The sequence below is a fragment of the Simplicispira piscis genome, from assembly GCF_054783455.1.
In genome coordinates this window covers 230,959-246,624 of sequence record NZ_BAAGQN010000006.1, presented here as the reverse complement: position 1 = coordinate 246,624, position 15,666 = coordinate 230,959, and the positions used below count along the sequence as shown (strand labels likewise).

Below are 15,666 nucleotides of genomic sequence, written 5' to 3'. Positions count from 1 at the left end.
CAGGCTCTTACAGCGCAGCAACGCCCCTCTCAGCAATGAGCGGGGCGTTCCTGTTTCTGGGACTGGATAATCATCTCTCAGGTGCCCATAGATGATGCAATTGCAGGACATTCTTTATTCGCAGGGTTTTGGGACACGCCGTGTTTGTGCCGGGCTGGTGCAGCAGGGTTGGGTGGAGGTGCAGCAAAAGGGTGTGGACAGCACTCTCGTACCGTGTCGTGACTCTACGATGCGCTTCAACACCGACGGTTTGCAACTCTGCGTACAAGGCATATGGTGGCCTTACAAAGAAAAAGCGTATTTGATGCTGCACAAGCCAGCAGGCACAGAGTGTTCGCAAAAACCATCGACCTACCCCAGCATCTATACCTTGCTCCCTGTGCCTTTGCGTCAGCGGCCTACGAAGTCAGCCGTACAGGGTGTTCAAGCCATCGGCCGTCTGGATCAGGACACAACCGGCCTGATTTTGCTCAGCGACGATGGGCAGTTCATTCACCGCATGAGTTCACCGAAGAAGCATGTACCGAAGCTGTATGAAGTGCGCTTGAAGCACGAAGCAACGGCTGAACAGGTCGATCGCTTGCTGGCAGGTGTTGTTCTGGACGATGATCCCGCTCCCGTGAAGGCCGCGGCTTGCGTCCAAGTAGATTCCACGCTTGTGCACCTGACGTTGACCGAGGGGAAGTACCACCAGGTCAAGCGCATGATTGCGGCGGTGGGCAATCGGGTGGAGGGCTTGCATCGCTCAAGAATCGGGGGCTTGCAACTGCCTGCTGACTTGGCACCAGGCCAGTGGCGTTGGCTGGACGATACCGATTTGGCGTTATTGAAACCAGCACCTTGACGAAATAATGGGCAGCGCCAAGCCGTTGGTATCCGCTCGCTGGTGCACTGGTGGTTTGCTGTAGCATTGACGTAACGTCAACATTACAAGGCGATGCCAGAGCGGCGGCGATTCACGCCGCCATCGCACCGCCAGAATCCAAGCATGGCCTCCACCTTTACCATTCGTGATCTTGCCAAAGAATTCGATCTTACGACGCGGGCCATGCGTTTTTATGAAGATATGGGCTTGCTGCAACCCGAGCGAACAGGGCCCGGTGGACGGACACGGACCTATAGCGCACGGGATCGCACCAGGCTCAAACTGACGTTGCGCGCCAAGCGGCTGGGCCTTTCTCTCACGGAAGCGAAAGACATCATCGATCTGTACGACAGCCCCAGGGACACTGGTGTGCAGCTGCAGAAGTTTCTCGCGGTACTGGCCCAGCACCGCAAGCAGCTCGAGGAGCAGATGGCCGATCTCCAGGCCAATCTGGACGAAGTACGGGAACACGAAAAGGAAGCGCGCGCCTTGCTCGCCAAAGTGGCCAAAAATATCGGATAATTGACGTTTACGTAAACGTCAATCAGGAGCCTGCATGACGATACCCCGGTTCGAGCCCCGAGATTCACAGTATGCCGAGCGCGTGCAACAGAGTTTTGCGCGCCAAGGGATTATGAAAACCCTGGGCGCCACCCTCGGACTCCTGGAGCCGGGAGCCGTCGATATTCACCTCGACTGGGCGCAAGGCCTCACCCAGCAGCATGGATTCTTGCATGCAGGGGTCGTTTCCACAGGGCTGGACTCTGCCTGCGGCTACGCCGCATTTACCTTGATGCCCGCAGAGGCTGCGGTGCTGACCATCGAATTCAAGATCAACCTGCTAGCCCCTGCAAAGGGCCAGCGCTTTCGGATGGAAGGCCGGGTACTCAAGCCTGGTCGCACCATTTCGGTGTGCGAAGGTCACGCGTACGCGCTGCAAGACGGACATGAAACACTGGTGGCCACCATGGGTTGCACCCTGATGGCGGTGACCGGACGCCCGGATGTTCAGGGCTGATCAACCCATTTACTTCAACACAGGAGAACACCATGAGCATTCCCGGCAACCTTCCTGGCCTTAATTTTCAACTGGGCGACGATATCGATGCTTTGCGCGACGCCGTGCGGGACTTCGCGCAGTCTGAAATCGCACCGCGCGCCACAGAAATCGATCACTCCGACCAGTTTCCCATGGACCTCTGGCGCAAGATGGGCGATTTGGGCGTGCTGGGCATTACGGTGTCTGAAGAGCACGGCGGTGCCAATATGGGTTATCTGGCCCACATGGTCGCCATGGAAGAGATCTCGCGTGCATCGGCCTCGGTGGGTTTGAGCTATGGCGCGCACAGCAATCTGTGCGTCAACCAGATCAACCGTAACGGCAATGAGGAGCAGCGCAAAAAATACCTGCCCAAGCTGATCAGTGGCGAACATGTGGGTGCGCTGGCGATGAGCGAGCCAGGGGCGGGCTCCGACGTCATCAGCATGAAGCTCAAGGCCGAGGACAAGGGCGGCTACTACCTGCTCAACGGCAACAAGATGTGGATCACCAACGGTCCCGACGCCGACACCCTGGTGGTCTATGCCAAGACCGAGCCCGAGATGGGCGCGCGCGGCGTCACTGCCTTCCTGATCGAGAAGGGCATGAAGGGCTTTTCCATTGCGCAAAAGCTCGACAAGCTGGGCATGCGCGGCAGCCATACCGGTGAACTGGTGTTCCAGGACGTTGAAGTCCCTGCGCAAAACGTATTGGGTGGCGTGAATATGGGGGCCAAGGTGCTGATGAGCGGCCTGGACTATGAGCGTGCTGTGCTGACCGGCGGGCCGCTGGGCATCATGCAGTCCGTCATGGACAACGTGATTCCCTACATCCATGACCGCAAGCAATTTGGCCAGAGTATTGGCGAGTTCCAGCTCATCCAGGGCAAGGTCGCCGACATGTATACCGTTTTGCAGGCAGGGCGCTCGTTTGCCTACACGGTGGCAAAGAACCTAGACATGCTGGGTACCGAGCACGTGCGCCAGGTGCGCAAGGACTGCGCCAGCGTCATCCTGTGGTGCGCCGAGAAAGCCACCTGGATGGCGGGCGAAGGCATCCAGATTTTCGGTGGCAATGGCTACATCAACGAATACCCCTTGGGTCGTCTGTGGCGCGACGCCAAACTCTATGAAATTGGCGCCGGTACCAGCGAAATCCGCCGCATGCTGATTGGTCGCGAGCTCTTTGCAGAGACTTGTTAAGGCCCTGCAGAATAGGTTCCCGCTCGATCATTGCGGGCGGCTTGTTCTGCCTTGACCCTCCTGCCGCCGGGCACAACAACACTCCTCCAGGAAAACACTGTGACCACCGATTCCATTGAAGACCTGTTTGTCCACAACCGTGAATGGGCTGCTCAAATGCAGCGCGATCGGCCCGGGTTTTTTACCCTCCTCCTGGAGCAGCAAAAGCCGCGCTATATGTGGGTGGGCTGCTCAGACAGCCGCGTGCCCGCCAACCAGATCACGGGGCTGGAGCCTGGAGAGGTTTTCGTGCATCGCAACATCGCCAACGTGGTGGTGCCGACCGACCTCAACTGCCTCTCGACCATTCAGTACGCCGTTGATCAGCTGCATGTGCAGGACCTCATGGTCGTGGGGCACTACGGGTGTGGCGGCGTGCTGGCCGCGCTGCAGGATTTGCGGGTCGGCTTGTCCGACAACTGGATCCGTCACGTCAAAGATGTGCGCGACCGGCATCGCGAGCTGATCGCGGCGACAGAGCCCGAGTGGCGCCATGACGTCCTGTGTGAGTTGAACGTGATCGAGCAGGTCATCAACGTGGCACAAACCACGGTGTTGCAGGACGCCTGGGCGCGGGGGCAGAAAGTGCACCTGCACGGCTGGTGCTATGGGCTCAAAGACGGGCTCATCAACAACATGCATATCACGCTGGCGGGCAACCAGGGCATTGATTCGCTGTACAAGGCCGCCATCGACGGTGTGCGCGCCGCGCGGCGCTAAAGTCGCAGGGCCGATAGCATTCACAGGACGCCCAGCCCATGTTTCCCCAGCGCCTCGATTCGCCCCAAGCCTACGACATCGCGAAGGCGATGATGGACGGGTTCAACCGGCACTACCGCCTGTTCCGTACCGAATCCGCGCGCGCCAAACACCGCTTCGAAACCGCCGACTGGCATGGTCAGCAGCGTGCCCAGCGTGAGCGGATCGAGTTCTATGACCTGCGCGTCAAGGAATGCACGAAGCGACTGGAAAAAGAATTCAAGGCCGGCAGCCTTCCTATGGACGTGTGGCACCAGATCAAGCTCCACTACATTGGTTTGCTGGTCAACCACCACCAGCCCGAACTGGCCGAGACCTTCTTTAACTCGGTCACCTGCCGCATCCTGCACCGCACGCACTTTCACAATGATTTCATCTTTGTGCGCCCGGCGGTCAGCACCGAATACATCGAGAACGAAGAGCCCGAGGCCCGTCCGACCTACTGGTCGTACTATCCTTCGCGTGAAAATCTGTTCGACACCATGCTGGGCATCGTGGAAAACTTCCAGCTGCAGCGTGAGTTTGAAGACTTGCCCCGAGATATCCGCTACGTGCTCGCGGCCATGCAGGGGCGTCTGGACAAGGTGCGCCTGCGCGCCAACTTCCAGATCCAGGTGCTCTCCGGCCTGTTCTTCCGCAACAAGGGCGCCTATGTGGTGGGCAAGATCATCAACGGCTTTCATGAAGTGCCGTTTGCGCTCCCCATTCTGCACAACGATGCGGAGCAGCTCTACATCGACGCGGCGCTGTTTGGCGAAGACGATTTGCAGATGTTGTTCAGCTTTGCGCGTGCGTATTTCATGGTGGACATGGAAATCCCCAGCGCCTATGTGCAGTTTCTGCGCAGTCTGATGCCGCGCAAGCCGCGCACCGAGCTCTACAACGCGCTGGGTTTGGCCAAGCAGGGCAAGACGCTTTTTTACCGCGACTTTCTCTACCATCTCAAGCATTCCAGCGACAAATTCCGCATTGCTCCAGGCATCAAAGGCATGGTCATGCTGGTGTTCGACCTGCCCAGCTTTCCCTTTGTGTTCAAGCTCATCAAGGACTACTACCCACCACAAAAAGAAACCACGCGCGAACAGATCAAGGGCAAGTATCTGCTGGTCAAGCAGCACGACCGCGTGGGCCGCATGGCCGATACGCTGGAATACAGCGAAGTCGCCTTTCCGCGCGTGCGCTTCAATGATGAGTTGATCGCAGAGATTGAAAAGTTTGCCCCCAGCCAGCTCGAAATCAGCGACCGTGACGGCGATGGTCACCAGGAAGTCATCATCAAGCACCTGTATATCGAGCGGCGCATGATTCCGCTCAATATTTTTCTGCAAGAGTCCTTCGACACCGGCCTGGACGATCCGCGCGCACGCCAGCAGATGGAGCACAGTGTCATCGAGTATGGCAACGCCATCAAAGACCTGGTGGCGGCCAACATCTTCCCCGGCGACATGCTGTGGAAGAACTTTGGTGTCACGCGCAATGGCAAGGTCGTGTTCTACGACTACGACGAGATCGAATACATCACCGACTGCAACTTTCGCAAGGTACCCCAGCCGCGCAACGAAGAAGAAGAAATGAGCGGCGAGATCTGGTACACGGTAGGCCCGCACGATGTGTTTCCCGAGACGTTCGGCCCCTTCCTGCTGGGCAACGATGCAGTGCGTGAAGCCTTCATGCGGCACCATGCCGACCTGCTGGGCGTGGAGTTCTGGCAGCAGCACAAGGAGCGCATTCTTGCGGGCCATGTCTACGACGTGTTCCCTTATGACGTAAACCGCCGTTTCTCGCACGGGCACGAGGAGCGCGGCATCTGACGCCTTTTCCACTTTTCATTCAGGAGTGATTTACATGACTACACCATCCCAGGACCCCATCGTCATCGTCGGCGCAGCGCGCACCCCCATGGGGTCTTTCCAGGGCGATTTTTCGGCCCTCGCGGCGCATGACCTGGGCGGCGCCGCCATTGCTGCTGCTGTCGCACGTGCAGGGGTGTCGCCCGACCAGGTGGGCGAAGTACTGTTTGGCAACTGCCTGATGGCTGGCCAGGGCCAGGCACCTGCACGCCAGGCCGCCTTCAAGGGCGGTCTGCCCAAAGAAGCCGGTGCCGTGACGCTGAGCAAAATGTGTGGCTCTGGCATGAAGGCCGCGATGTTTGCGCACGACATGCTGCTGGCCGGCACGCACGACGTCATGGTGGCAGGCGGCATGGAAAGCATGACCAATGCCCCCTACCTGCTGCAAAAAGGCCGTGGCGGCTACCGCCTGGGCCACGACCGCATCTTTGACCACATGATGCTCGACGGCCTGGAAGACGCTTACGAACCCGGCCGCTCCATGGGCACCTTTGGCGAAGACTGCGCCGCAAAATACGGTTTCACCCGTGCCCAGCAGGACGCCTTCGCCACAGCCAGCGTCGAGCGTGCCAAGGCCGCCACGGCATCGGGTGCCTTTGCTGCTGAAATCACCCCCGTCACCGTCAAGACCCGTGCGGGCGAAGTGGTGGTGTCGGTGGACGAAGGCCCGGGCAAGGTCAAGCTCGACAAAATCCCCAGCCTCAAGCCTGCTTTCAAGAAGGACGGGACAATTACCGCCGCGTCCAGCTCGTCCATCAACGACGGTGCCGCTGCGCTGGTCATGATGCGCCAGTCCACCGCCGCAAAACTCGGCTGCAAGCCACTGGCGCGCATCGTCAGCCACGCCACGCACGCGCAAGAACCCGAATGGTTTGCCACCGCCCCCTTGGGCGCCACGCAAAAGGCCTTGGCCAAAGCGGGCTGGAATGCGGGCGATGTCGATCTGTGGGAAATCAACGAAGCCTTTGCCGTGGTGCCCATGGCGCTGATGACAGAGTTGGATCTGTCGCACGACAAGGTCAACGTCAACGGCGGTGCCTGCGCATTGGGCCACCCCATTGGTGCCAGTGGTGCGCGCATCATGGTGACGCTCATGTACGCACTGCAGGCGCGCGGCCTGAAGAAAGGCCTGGCCACGCTGTGCATCGGCGGTGGCGAAGCGACAGCCGTTGCGCTGGAACTGCTGTAAGTGATGGGTCTTGAATAAATTGATAGCTGCTCGCGCTTGATGGATGGGCGCTAGAGGCCAAAAACACTCAATATCAATGACGACACTCCTTGTCATGGGCGCATCGCGGGGCATCGGCCTCGAACTGGTGCGCCAGTACGCCGCCGAAGGCTGCCGCGTGATTGCCACCGTGCGTGACGACGCCGGGCGCGCGCGCGTGCAGGCGCTGGGCGCCGAGGCGTTGACCGTCGATGTTGCCAACCCTGCCAGCGTCAGCGGCCTGGCCTGGCAGCTCGACGGCGAGAAGCTTGACCTGGCGTTCTACGTGGTCGGCGTGATGCGCCGCCACGGCGCCCACACACCACCCACGCAGCAGGACTTTGATGCGGTCATGCACACCAATGTGCTCGGCGCCATGCAGGCCATCCCGCAGGTGGCTCCGCTGGTGGAGGCTGCGGGCGGCGTGTTCGCTTTCCTGTCGTCGTCGATGTCGCAGATTGGCAGCGTGGGCGAGAGCAGCGCCTGGCTGTACCGCACCAGCAAGGCTGCGCTCAACATGGCCGTAGCCGCAGCGCAGCACGACTACCCCGGCGCCGCGCTGGTCACCATCGACCCTGGTTGGGTACAAACCGACATGGGCGGCGAGACAGCGCCCCTCACGGTCGAGGCCAGTGTGCGCGGCATGCGCCAGACGCTGGCCCACCTCACGGCGGCCGACAAGGGCCAGCTGTTGCACCACGACGGGCGCCGCGCTGCGCATTGGTAAATATTTCTAAATCCCCAAACTGGAGACCCGCCCGATGTTGCTGACCCAAGACCAGGAAATGATCCGTGACGCGGTGCGCGATTTTGCACAAGAGCAGATCGCACCCCACGCCGCGCGTTGGGACAAGGAACACCATTTCCCCAAAGATGTGCACCAGGGACTGGCGGCGCTCGGTGCCTATGGCATCTGCGTGCCCGAAGAGTTTGGCGGCGCGCAGCTCGATTACCTCACACTCGCTCTGGTGCTCGAAGAAATCGCGGCGGGCGACGGCGGCACCAGCACCGCCATCAGTGTCACCAACTGCCCCGTCAACGCCATTCTCATGCGCTACGGCAACGCCCAGCAAAAGCGCGATTGGCTCACGCCGCTGGCGCAGGGCCAGATGCTGGGGGCGTTCTGCCTGACCGAGCCGCATGTGGGCTCCGACGCCTCGGCCCTGCGCACCACGGCGGTGAAGGATGGCGACGAATACGTCATCAACGGCGTCAAGCAATTCATCACCAGCGGCAAGAACGGCCATGTGGCCATCGTCATCGCCGTGACCGACAAGGGCGCGGGTAAAAAAGGCATGAGTGCCTTCCTCGTGCCCACCAGCAACCCCGGCTATGTGGTGGCGCGGCTCGAAGAAAAGCTGGGCCAGCACAGCAGCGATACCGCGCAGATCAACTTCGACCACTGCCGCGTCCCGGCTGAGAACCTGATCGGCGCCGAGGGCGAGGGCTACAAGATCGCGCTGGGTGCGCTTGAAGGCGGCCGCATCGGCATCGCCGCGCAGAGCGTGGGCATGGCGCGCAGCGCGTTCGACGCGGCGCTGGCGTATTCGAAAGAGCGCGAGAGCTTTGGCACGCCCATCTTCAACCACCAGGCCGTGGGTTTTCGCCTGGCCGACTGCGCCACGCAGATCGAGGCCGCGCGCCAGCTCATCTGGCATGCCGCCGCGCTGCGCGATGCAGGTAAGCCCTGCCTGAAGGAAGCTGCCATGGCCAAGCTCTTTGCCAGCGAGATGGCCGAGCGCGTGTGCAGCGCCGCCATCCAGACGCTGGGCGGCTACGGCGTGGTGAGCGACTTCCCGGTCGAACGCATCTACCGCGACGTGCGTGTGTGCCAGATCTACGAAGGCACGAGCGACGTGCAGAAAATCATCATCCAGCGCGCGCTGGCCTAAAGTTTGCTCCTGTATTTGTAGCTGCTTGCGCTTGATGGGTAAGCGCTAGAGGCAAAAAATATCCGAATTTTTCCGGTATTCTACGAGGCTGCCTGACGCCCAGGTGACTCTGTCGGGCCTCTTGTGCGGGTCGCGCCCGTTGCGCGCGGGGGCGGGGTGTTCTTACGATCGGCGCTTGTTTATCGCTGTACAGGAGCACCGCATGCCTTTCGCGCACGTCAATGGCCAGAAGTTGTATTACGAAGACACGGGCGGAGACGGCCCGGTCATCGTTTTCTCCCACGGGCTGCTCATGGACAGCAGCATGTTTGCACCGCAAGTGCAGGCCTTGCGCGGCCAGTGGCGCTGCATCACTTGGGACGAGCGTGGCCATGGCCAGACGGCCGATTCGGCACACTGCGACCCCTTCACCTACTACGACTCGGCCAACGACCTGGCGGCGCTGCTGGCGCACTTGGGCGTGCACAAAGCCGTGCTGGCCGGCATGTCGCAGGGCGGCTACCTGTCGCTGCGCTGCGCACTCACGCACCCCGAAGTGGTGCGTGCGCTGGTGCTGATCGATACACAGGCCCTGCAGGAAGATCCGCAAAAAATGGCGGGCCATGAGGTGCTGGTAAAGGCCTGGCTGGAGGGTGGGCTGTCTGACGAGATTGCGGCGGTGGTGGCGCACACCATCCTGGGCGACGGCTGGGCCGACGCGCCGCTGTGGCAAGCCAAGTGGAAGCAGGTGACCGTGCCCAACCTGCTGCAGTGCTTTACCACCCTGGGCAGCCGCGACGACATCAGCGAGCGCATCCGCGCCATTACCGTACCCGCGCTGGTGGTGCATGGCGCGCTCGACCATGCGATTGACCTGCAAAGAGCCCAGGCCATGGCCGACGCCTTGCCCCACGCGCAGATGGTGGTGGTGCCGGATGGCGGGCACGCCAGCAACCTCACACACCCCGAGCCCGTGAATGCCGCCTTGACGGCGTTTTTGGGCCGCTTGTAAACACCGCTGCAGGTCGTTGTCGGCTGGGTCCATGCCCGCGCCGGTCGGCCTGCGCCCGGTTTATGACAGGCCGGGCGAAAGGGGTGTGGGCCGCAGCACCACCGTGATTTGCCCGTTGACCTCGATCGTGGCGCGGGCCACCTCGTGCGCGTGCAGGCAGCCGCCCGCGCGCAAGGCGGCCGCCAGGTCGCTGGGGGAAATCCGTTCGCTCTGCATCAGTACTTCGTCCACCTTGCCGTCTTGCACCAGCACCCGCGGGCGTCCGTCAATCAGGCGTTCGAGCCGGCGAAAACGGTAAGTGAGGTGCGACAGCGCGACATGGCAACTGATCAGCGTGCTGGCCGAGATCAGCCCGCCGATCAGTGAGTTGTCTCCGGCATTCATCGAGTTCTGCACGGCGTTGGACAAAATCAGCAGCAGCACCAGATCGAACGGTGCGTACTGCCCGGTCTGCCGTTTGCCCGTCAGGCGCAGGAAAACCAGTAGAAACAGGTACACCACCACACCGCGCAGTACAAATTCCCACCATGGCACGCTCAGATTCCACATGAAGCATCTCCTTGCGGACCGGTGCCGCAGGGGCAGTTTAGAGCGTCAACACGCGCCAAAGCGACATCTGCAAGAATCGGGCAAGCCCCCCTGCAGCCCCATCGAAAGGATTTCTCCATGTTGCGCCGTACTTTCCACCAGGCTACTGCCAGCATTCTGTGCCTGGCCGCCCTGCGCCAGGCGCACGCACTGACGCTGGGCGACCTCTCCAGTGCCGAAGCCAGTAGCGGGTTGAAGGCCGCGCTGGGCCAGGGCGCCAGTGCTGCCGTGGCCCTGCTGGGGCGCAGCGATGGCTTCTTGGGCAACCCTCTGGTGCGCATCCCGCTGCCGGGCTCCCTGGAAGATGCCGCCAAGCTGCTGCGTAAATTGGGCCAGGGCAAGCGTATTGATGAGTTGGTGACCACCATCAACCGGGCTGCCGAGGCGGCCGTGCCCATGGGCAAGGATTTGCTGGTGAGCGCCGTGCAGGACATGTCGGTGACCGATGCGCGCAAAATTCTCACCGGCGGAGACACCTCGGTCACCGAGTTTTTTGCGGAAAAAACGCGTCTGCCCCTGGGCGAGCGCTTTCTGCCTGTGGTCACGCAGGCCACCGAGCAGGTGGGCCTGACCCAGAAGTACAACGCGGTGGCCAGCAAGGCTTCCAGCTTTGGCCTGATGAGCAAGGAAGACGCCAATCTGTCCCAGTACGTCACAGGCAAGACGCTCGATGGCCTGTACCGGGTGATTGGCGAGGAAGAAAAAAAGATTCGCCAGAACCCCCTGGGCAGCGGCAGCGCCATCGTGCAGAAGGTGTTTGGCGCGCTGCGCTGATCGCGATGCCACCCGCATTGCCCAAAAAACCAGGGGTCTGCCCCTGTGGCCATCTGTCGTCACGGCATGTGCCGCTGGCCTTTGACGACTGCTGCGGGCGCTATATCGACCACTTTGAAACCTGCCCTGCGCCCGATGCCGAGTTGCTCATGCGTTCGCGCTACAGCGCCTTTGTGCGGGAGCGGGCCGACTACTTGCAGGCCTCCTGGCATGCGCCCCAGCGCCCGGCGGTGCTGGACTTTGAACCCGGCGCACGCTGGCTGGGACTGGAAGTGCGCGCCCACCGTAGCACCGGGCCAGACCAGGCCGAGGTCGAATTCGTCGCCCGCTACCGTGTGGCGGGTAGCGCCGTGCGCCTGCATGAACGCAGCCGCTTTGTGCGCGAGGCCGGGCGCTGGTACTACGTGGATGGCGATCAATTTTGAAGAAAAACACCCTCCAGCGCTTTATGGATAAGCGCTAACAGCTATGAAATTTGAAGCAATTTTGTTCGACTGCGACGGCGTTCTGGTCGACAGCGAACCCATCACCAACGGCGTGCTGTGCGCCATGCTGGGCGAGGCGGGCTGGGCGCTCTCCAGTGAAGAGTGCATGCGCCTCTTCATTGGCAAAACCGTGCGCAGCGAGGCGGCCCGCATCGAGGCCCACACCGGCCAGCCGCTCACCGATGCCTGGATGGCTGATTTTTACGCACGCCGCAATGCGCGGCTTGATGCCGAATTGTTGGCCATTGATGGCGCCGTGGCCGCCGTGCAGGCGGTGCACGCCGCATTGGGTGGGCGCATTGCCTGTGCCTCGGGGGCCGACCGGTTCAAGGTGGAAATGCAGCTGCAGAAGGTGGGCCTGGCGCCGTACTTTGCCGGGCGCATTTTTAGCGGCCACGAAATGCCGGCCACCAAGCCCGCACCCGACGTGTACCTGGCGGCTGCAGCCGCCCTGGGGGTGCCGCCTGCGCGCTGCCTGGTGGTGGAAGACACAGTGACCGGCGTGACCGCCGGAGTGGCCGCGGGCGCTACCGTGGTGGGCTACAGCCCGTCACCCGTGGGGCATGGCACGCCCGAAGCCCTGCGCGCCGCTGGGGCGGTGCAGGTCATGGCGCACATGAATGAGTTGCCGGGGTTGCTGGTCACAGGCTGAATGCCGCCGTCCAGGCGTGGTCGGGTTTCCAGTGCTGCACCCAGTGCGGCAGTTCGCTGGCGGGCATGGGGCGCGCAATGCCGTAGCCTTGTGCGCGTTCACAGCCCAGGGGCAGCAGCAGCGTGCCGTGGGCAATGGTCTCCACGCCTTCGGCTATCACTTCGCGGTGAAAGGCGTGGGCCAGGCCGATCACGCCCTGGACGATGGCCAGGTCGTCGGGGTCGGTCTGCATGTCGCGCACAAAACTCTGGTCGATCTTGATGACCTCGGCGCCCAGGCGTTTGAGGTAGGTGAGTGACGAGTAGCCTGTGCCAAAGTCGTCCAGCGCAAAGCGCACGCCCATCGCTTGGCAGCGGTGCATGATGGCGGACACTTCTGCGATGTCTTCCAGTGCGCTGGTCTCCAGGATTTCCAGTTCCAGGAGGCTGGGTGGTATCTGGGGCTGCTCGGCCAGCAAGGCTGCCAGGCGATGGCTGAAGCCTTCTTTTTGCAGATGCTGGGCGTCAATGTTCACGCTGACCGGCAGGCTCAGCCCCTGCGCCTGCCAGTCGGCCATCTGGCGCAGGGCTGTGGCAATCACCCAGTCGCCCACATCCAGGGTGATGGCGTGGTCTTGCATCGCCGGCAGAAAAGCGGCCGGTAGCAGCAGACCGCGTTCCGGGTGGCTCCAGCGGATCAGGGCCTCGGCCCCGATCACCTGGCCGGTGCGCATGTTGACCTTGGGCTGGTAGTGCAGCACGAATTCTTGCTCGTCCAACGCCCGGCGCAGGCGCGCGATTTCCTCGCGCTGCGTCTTCACGGCCGTGTCCTGCTCCACATCGAACAGGTGGTAGCGGTTCTTGCCAGCCTGCTTGGCCTGGTACATGGCCTGGTCGGCATGGCGGATGAGAAGGTCTGGCGCCACGCCGTCGGCGGGAAACAGGGTGATGCCAATGCTGGCCGAAACCTGGAAGAGCTGGTCGCCCAGGCGCACCGGGTCGGCGGCGGCGCGCAGCATGCGCTCCAGCACGGGTTCGCAGTCACGCACGTGTTCGAGGTCGGAGAGCACAGCCACAAATTCGTCGCCACCCATGCGCGAAAGGGTGTCGCCTTCGCGCAAGGACGATTGCAGGCGCTGCGCCAGCGCGACGAGCAGATCATCGCCCCGCTCATGGCCATGCAGGTCGTTGACGGCCTTGAAACCGTCCAGGTCGATGAAGGCCACGGCCAGCGAATGCCCCTTGCGCTGGCAACGTGCCATGGTTTGCTGCAGGCGGTCGGCCAGCAGCACCCGGTTGGGCAGGCCGGTCAGCGCGTCGTAGTGCGCAATGCGTTCGAGCTTGCGCTCGTTTTCCTTGATGGAGGTGATGTCGGTGAAGAGCGCCACATAGTGCGTTGTTGCACCCAGCGGGTTGCGTACGGCGCTGATGGTGATGATTTCGGCAAACAGTTCGCCGTTTTTCCGGCGGTTCCACACCTCGCCCGTCCAGTGCCCGTGTTCCGCCAGGCTTTGCCACATGGAGGCATAAAAATCGGGCCCCTGGCGGCCCGACTGCAGCATGCGCGGGTTGTTGCCAATGGCTTCTTCTCGGGAGTAGCCGGTGATGCGTGTGAACGTGTCGTTCACATCAATGATGGTGCCGCGCGTGTCGGTGATGGTGATGCCCTCGCGGGCGTGGGTGAACACGCTGGCGGCCAGTTGCAGGCGTTCATGCGCCTGTCGCTGCTCGGTGATGTCGTGGAACGAGCCCATCATCGCGATGCCCCGTCCCTGGGCGTCGCGCTCTGTGACGCGGCCACGCCACAGGCCCCAAAGCCAGTGGCCATCGTGGTGTCGAACGCGCTGTGCCACTTCAAACTGCTCCGTCTCACCTTTGAGGCAGGCGGCCAGGGGTGGGCCGAGGGCTGCCAGGTCTTCAGGGTGCGTGCGGCCGCGCCATTCTTCGATGGACATCGGCCGTTGCTCGGAGTCTTGGTCACCAAAAATCTGGACCAGTGTGTCGTCGCCCTGGACCATGCCGGTGCGCAAATCCCAGGTCCACAGGCCCATGCGTGCGATGTGCATGGCCAGGTCGAGCCGGTCCTTGGCTGCCTGGAGTTGCTGGCGCTGGGCTTGCAGCTGGGTTTCCGCTTGCAGCCGGTCGGCCACCATGGTGTTGAAGTCGCGGGCCAGGTCCGCCAGCTCGGTCGGACCCTGGGGCTGTGCATAGGCTTGCCGGTCGCCCCGGCTGAAGGCGCGCGCCGCCTCGGCCAGGCTGCGCACCGGTTGCTCGATGCGGCGTGCCAGTGCGATGGCCAGCAGGCTCAGTGCCAGGACGATGAGCGCGCCTGCCGCTGCGGTGGTGATGGCCCGCTGGCGAACCTCGGCCGTGATAGTGGCGCTGGGCAGTCCGAAGTACGCCACCCAGCCCGTTTGCGGGATTTTCGTGGTGGCATAAAAGCGCACGGTGCCTTCCAGGCCCGGGCCTTCGAAAACGCCGTTCTTGGAGGCCGAGATGTGGCGCGCCATTTCCCAGTCGGGCTGCGTGCCAATGGCGCTCTCAGGGTCCTGGTTGCGCCAGAGCAAAACACCTTGGGCATCAAAGATGCCATAGCGGCTGTCTGCGGGCAGGTTCGGGGTCCAGAGGGCCATGTCCAGCGCCCGCAGTTCCATGGGCAAGTGCACCGCCCCGTCCACCACGCCCTGGGCATCGCGCACGGGCATGCTCAAAATCGAAACCCAGTGGCCGCTCACCGGGCTGGGGTGGGGTGGGCCGATGTGAAAGTTCTGTGTGCTCGTCAGGGTCTGGAGCCAGCCAGGATCGTCCGCAAGCGGCACCGGGCTGTGCGGTGTCGGTACGGCCGAGCAGACCAACCGGCCCTGCCGGTCGGTGAGCAGCAGGTTGGGAAAGTCCGGTGTCAGCGCATGCAGTTCGGCCAGGACGGAGTTGCACTGCGCAGCGTCCAGGCCGCGAATCCGGGGGCTGGAGGCCATGCTCAACAGGGTTGTGCGGGCATGTTCGATCTTGCGGCCCACATCGGCGGCAACGATGGCGGACAAGGATCGCTGTGCATTCAGCGCTTGGCTACGGGCCTCGGTCGTGTCACGGTAGGCGCCATAGCCCAGCAGCGCGGCCAGGGGCACCGTCAGTGCCAGAAGCGGCAGCAGCAAATGGGTGCGGAGCGGGGCTTGCATGGGGGTATGCGCGGAAAAGGTCGCGGGTGTTGCGCAGCGCAGGAGCCTGGTTCAACACGGGAGAGGTCGTAACGCAATTCCTTTGGCTCGGGGTCATAGGTTGCGCACCGCTCCCCTGGCAAACTTCTGGCGGGCCGTTACAGCATTCAGCGTAGGACGCGGCTGCGCA

The 15,666-nt window shown here is 62.4% G+C and carries 15 protein-coding genes; 13 read left to right on the top strand and 2 right to left on the bottom strand.

From position 1 onward, the window contains the following. Positions 1–94 precede the first annotated feature (94 nt). From ACYVOC_RS03305 to ACYVOC_RS03260, 10 genes are all read left to right on the top strand, one after another. Positions 95–844: a 16S rRNA pseudouridine(516) synthase gene (locus tag ACYVOC_RS03305; protein ID WP_461160874.1), complete on the top strand. Its 750-nt coding sequence runs from the start codon at positions 95–97 to the stop codon at positions 842–844. A gap of 144 nt (positions 845–988) precedes the next feature. Continuing rightward, positions 989–1,387: a MerR family transcriptional regulator gene (locus ACYVOC_RS03300; RefSeq protein ID WP_116004876.1), complete on the top strand. Its 399-nt coding sequence runs from the start codon at positions 989–991 to the stop codon at positions 1,385–1,387. A 34-nt stretch (positions 1,388–1,421) separates the two neighbouring features. After that, positions 1,422–1,883 (top strand): PaaI family thioesterase, encoded by a 462-nt coding sequence (locus tag ACYVOC_RS03295; protein ID WP_461160867.1) that lies wholly within the window; start codon positions 1,422–1,424, stop codon positions 1,881–1,883. 32 nt (positions 1,884–1,915) lie between these two features. After that, the gene (locus ACYVOC_RS03290) at positions 1,916–3,106 is read left to right on the top strand and encodes an isovaleryl-CoA dehydrogenase (RefSeq protein ID WP_116004874.1); all 1,191 of its coding nucleotides are present in this window, start codon (positions 1,916–1,918) and stop codon (positions 3,104–3,106) included. A 99-nt stretch (positions 3,107–3,205) separates the two neighbouring features. Next, positions 3,206–3,865 (top strand): carbonate dehydratase, encoded by a 660-nt coding sequence (gene can, locus ACYVOC_RS03285; protein ID WP_116004873.1) that lies wholly within the window; start codon positions 3,206–3,208, stop codon positions 3,863–3,865. 38 nt (positions 3,866–3,903) lie between these two features. Beyond that, complete coding sequence (gene aceK, locus ACYVOC_RS03280; RefSeq protein ID WP_461160866.1) at positions 3,904–5,715, top strand: bifunctional isocitrate dehydrogenase kinase/phosphatase; 1,812 nt, start codon at positions 3,904–3,906, stop codon at positions 5,713–5,715. Positions 5,716–5,749: 34 nt separating this feature from the next. Continuing rightward, complete coding sequence (locus tag ACYVOC_RS03275; protein ID WP_461160865.1) at positions 5,750–6,943, top strand: acetyl-CoA C-acyltransferase; 1,194 nt, start codon at positions 5,750–5,752, stop codon at positions 6,941–6,943. Positions 6,944–7,019: 76 nt separating this feature from the next. Next, complete coding sequence (locus ACYVOC_RS03270; protein WP_461160864.1) at positions 7,020–7,688, top strand: SDR family oxidoreductase; 669 nt, start codon at positions 7,020–7,022, stop codon at positions 7,686–7,688. A gap of 34 nt (positions 7,689–7,722) precedes the next feature. Continuing rightward, the gene (locus tag ACYVOC_RS03265) at positions 7,723–8,853 is read left to right on the top strand and encodes an acyl-CoA dehydrogenase family protein (protein WP_461160863.1); all 1,131 of its coding nucleotides are present in this window, start codon (positions 7,723–7,725) and stop codon (positions 8,851–8,853) included. Between the two features lie 202 nt (positions 8,854–9,055). Then, positions 9,056–9,844 carry an alpha/beta fold hydrolase gene (locus ACYVOC_RS03260; RefSeq protein ID WP_461160862.1) on the top strand — a complete coding sequence of 263 codons (789 nt, stop codon included), beginning with the start codon at positions 9,056–9,058 and terminating at the stop codon, positions 9,842–9,844. A 60-nt stretch (positions 9,845–9,904) separates the two neighbouring features. On the opposite strand, the gene ACYVOC_RS03255 is transcribed toward ACYVOC_RS03260, so the two are convergent. Beyond that, positions 9,905–10,393: a DUF421 domain-containing protein gene (locus tag ACYVOC_RS03255; RefSeq protein WP_461160861.1), complete on the bottom strand. Its 489-nt coding sequence runs from the start codon at positions 10,391–10,393 to the stop codon at positions 9,905–9,907. 117 nt (positions 10,394–10,510) lie between these two features. On the opposite strand from ACYVOC_RS03255, the gene ACYVOC_RS03250 reads away from it, so the two are divergent. Genes ACYVOC_RS03250 through ACYVOC_RS03240 form a run of 3 tightly spaced genes read left to right on the top strand, consistent with a single transcriptional unit; the run spans position 10,511 to position 12,343 of the window. Beyond that, on the top strand, positions 10,511–11,206 hold the full coding sequence (locus ACYVOC_RS03250) for a DUF4197 domain-containing protein (RefSeq protein WP_461160860.1): 696 nt from the start codon (positions 10,511–10,513) through the stop codon (positions 11,204–11,206). 5 nt (positions 11,207–11,211) lie between these two features. Continuing rightward, positions 11,212–11,631 carry a YchJ family protein gene (locus tag ACYVOC_RS03245; protein ID WP_461160859.1) on the top strand — a complete coding sequence of 140 codons (420 nt, stop codon included), beginning with the start codon at positions 11,212–11,214 and terminating at the stop codon, positions 11,629–11,631. A 43-nt stretch (positions 11,632–11,674) separates the two neighbouring features. Continuing rightward, on the top strand, positions 11,675–12,343 hold the full coding sequence (locus ACYVOC_RS03240; protein ID WP_116004864.1) for an HAD family hydrolase: 669 nt from the start codon (positions 11,675–11,677) through the stop codon (positions 12,341–12,343). Here ACYVOC_RS03240 and ACYVOC_RS03235 read toward each other — a convergent pair. Then, positions 12,333–15,497: an EAL domain-containing protein gene (locus ACYVOC_RS03235; protein WP_461160858.1), complete on the bottom strand. Its 3,165-nt coding sequence runs from the start codon at positions 15,495–15,497 to the stop codon at positions 12,333–12,335. The two genes, ACYVOC_RS03240 and ACYVOC_RS03235, sit on opposite strands and share 11 nt — an antisense overlap. Positions 15,498–15,666 lie beyond the last annotated feature (169 nt).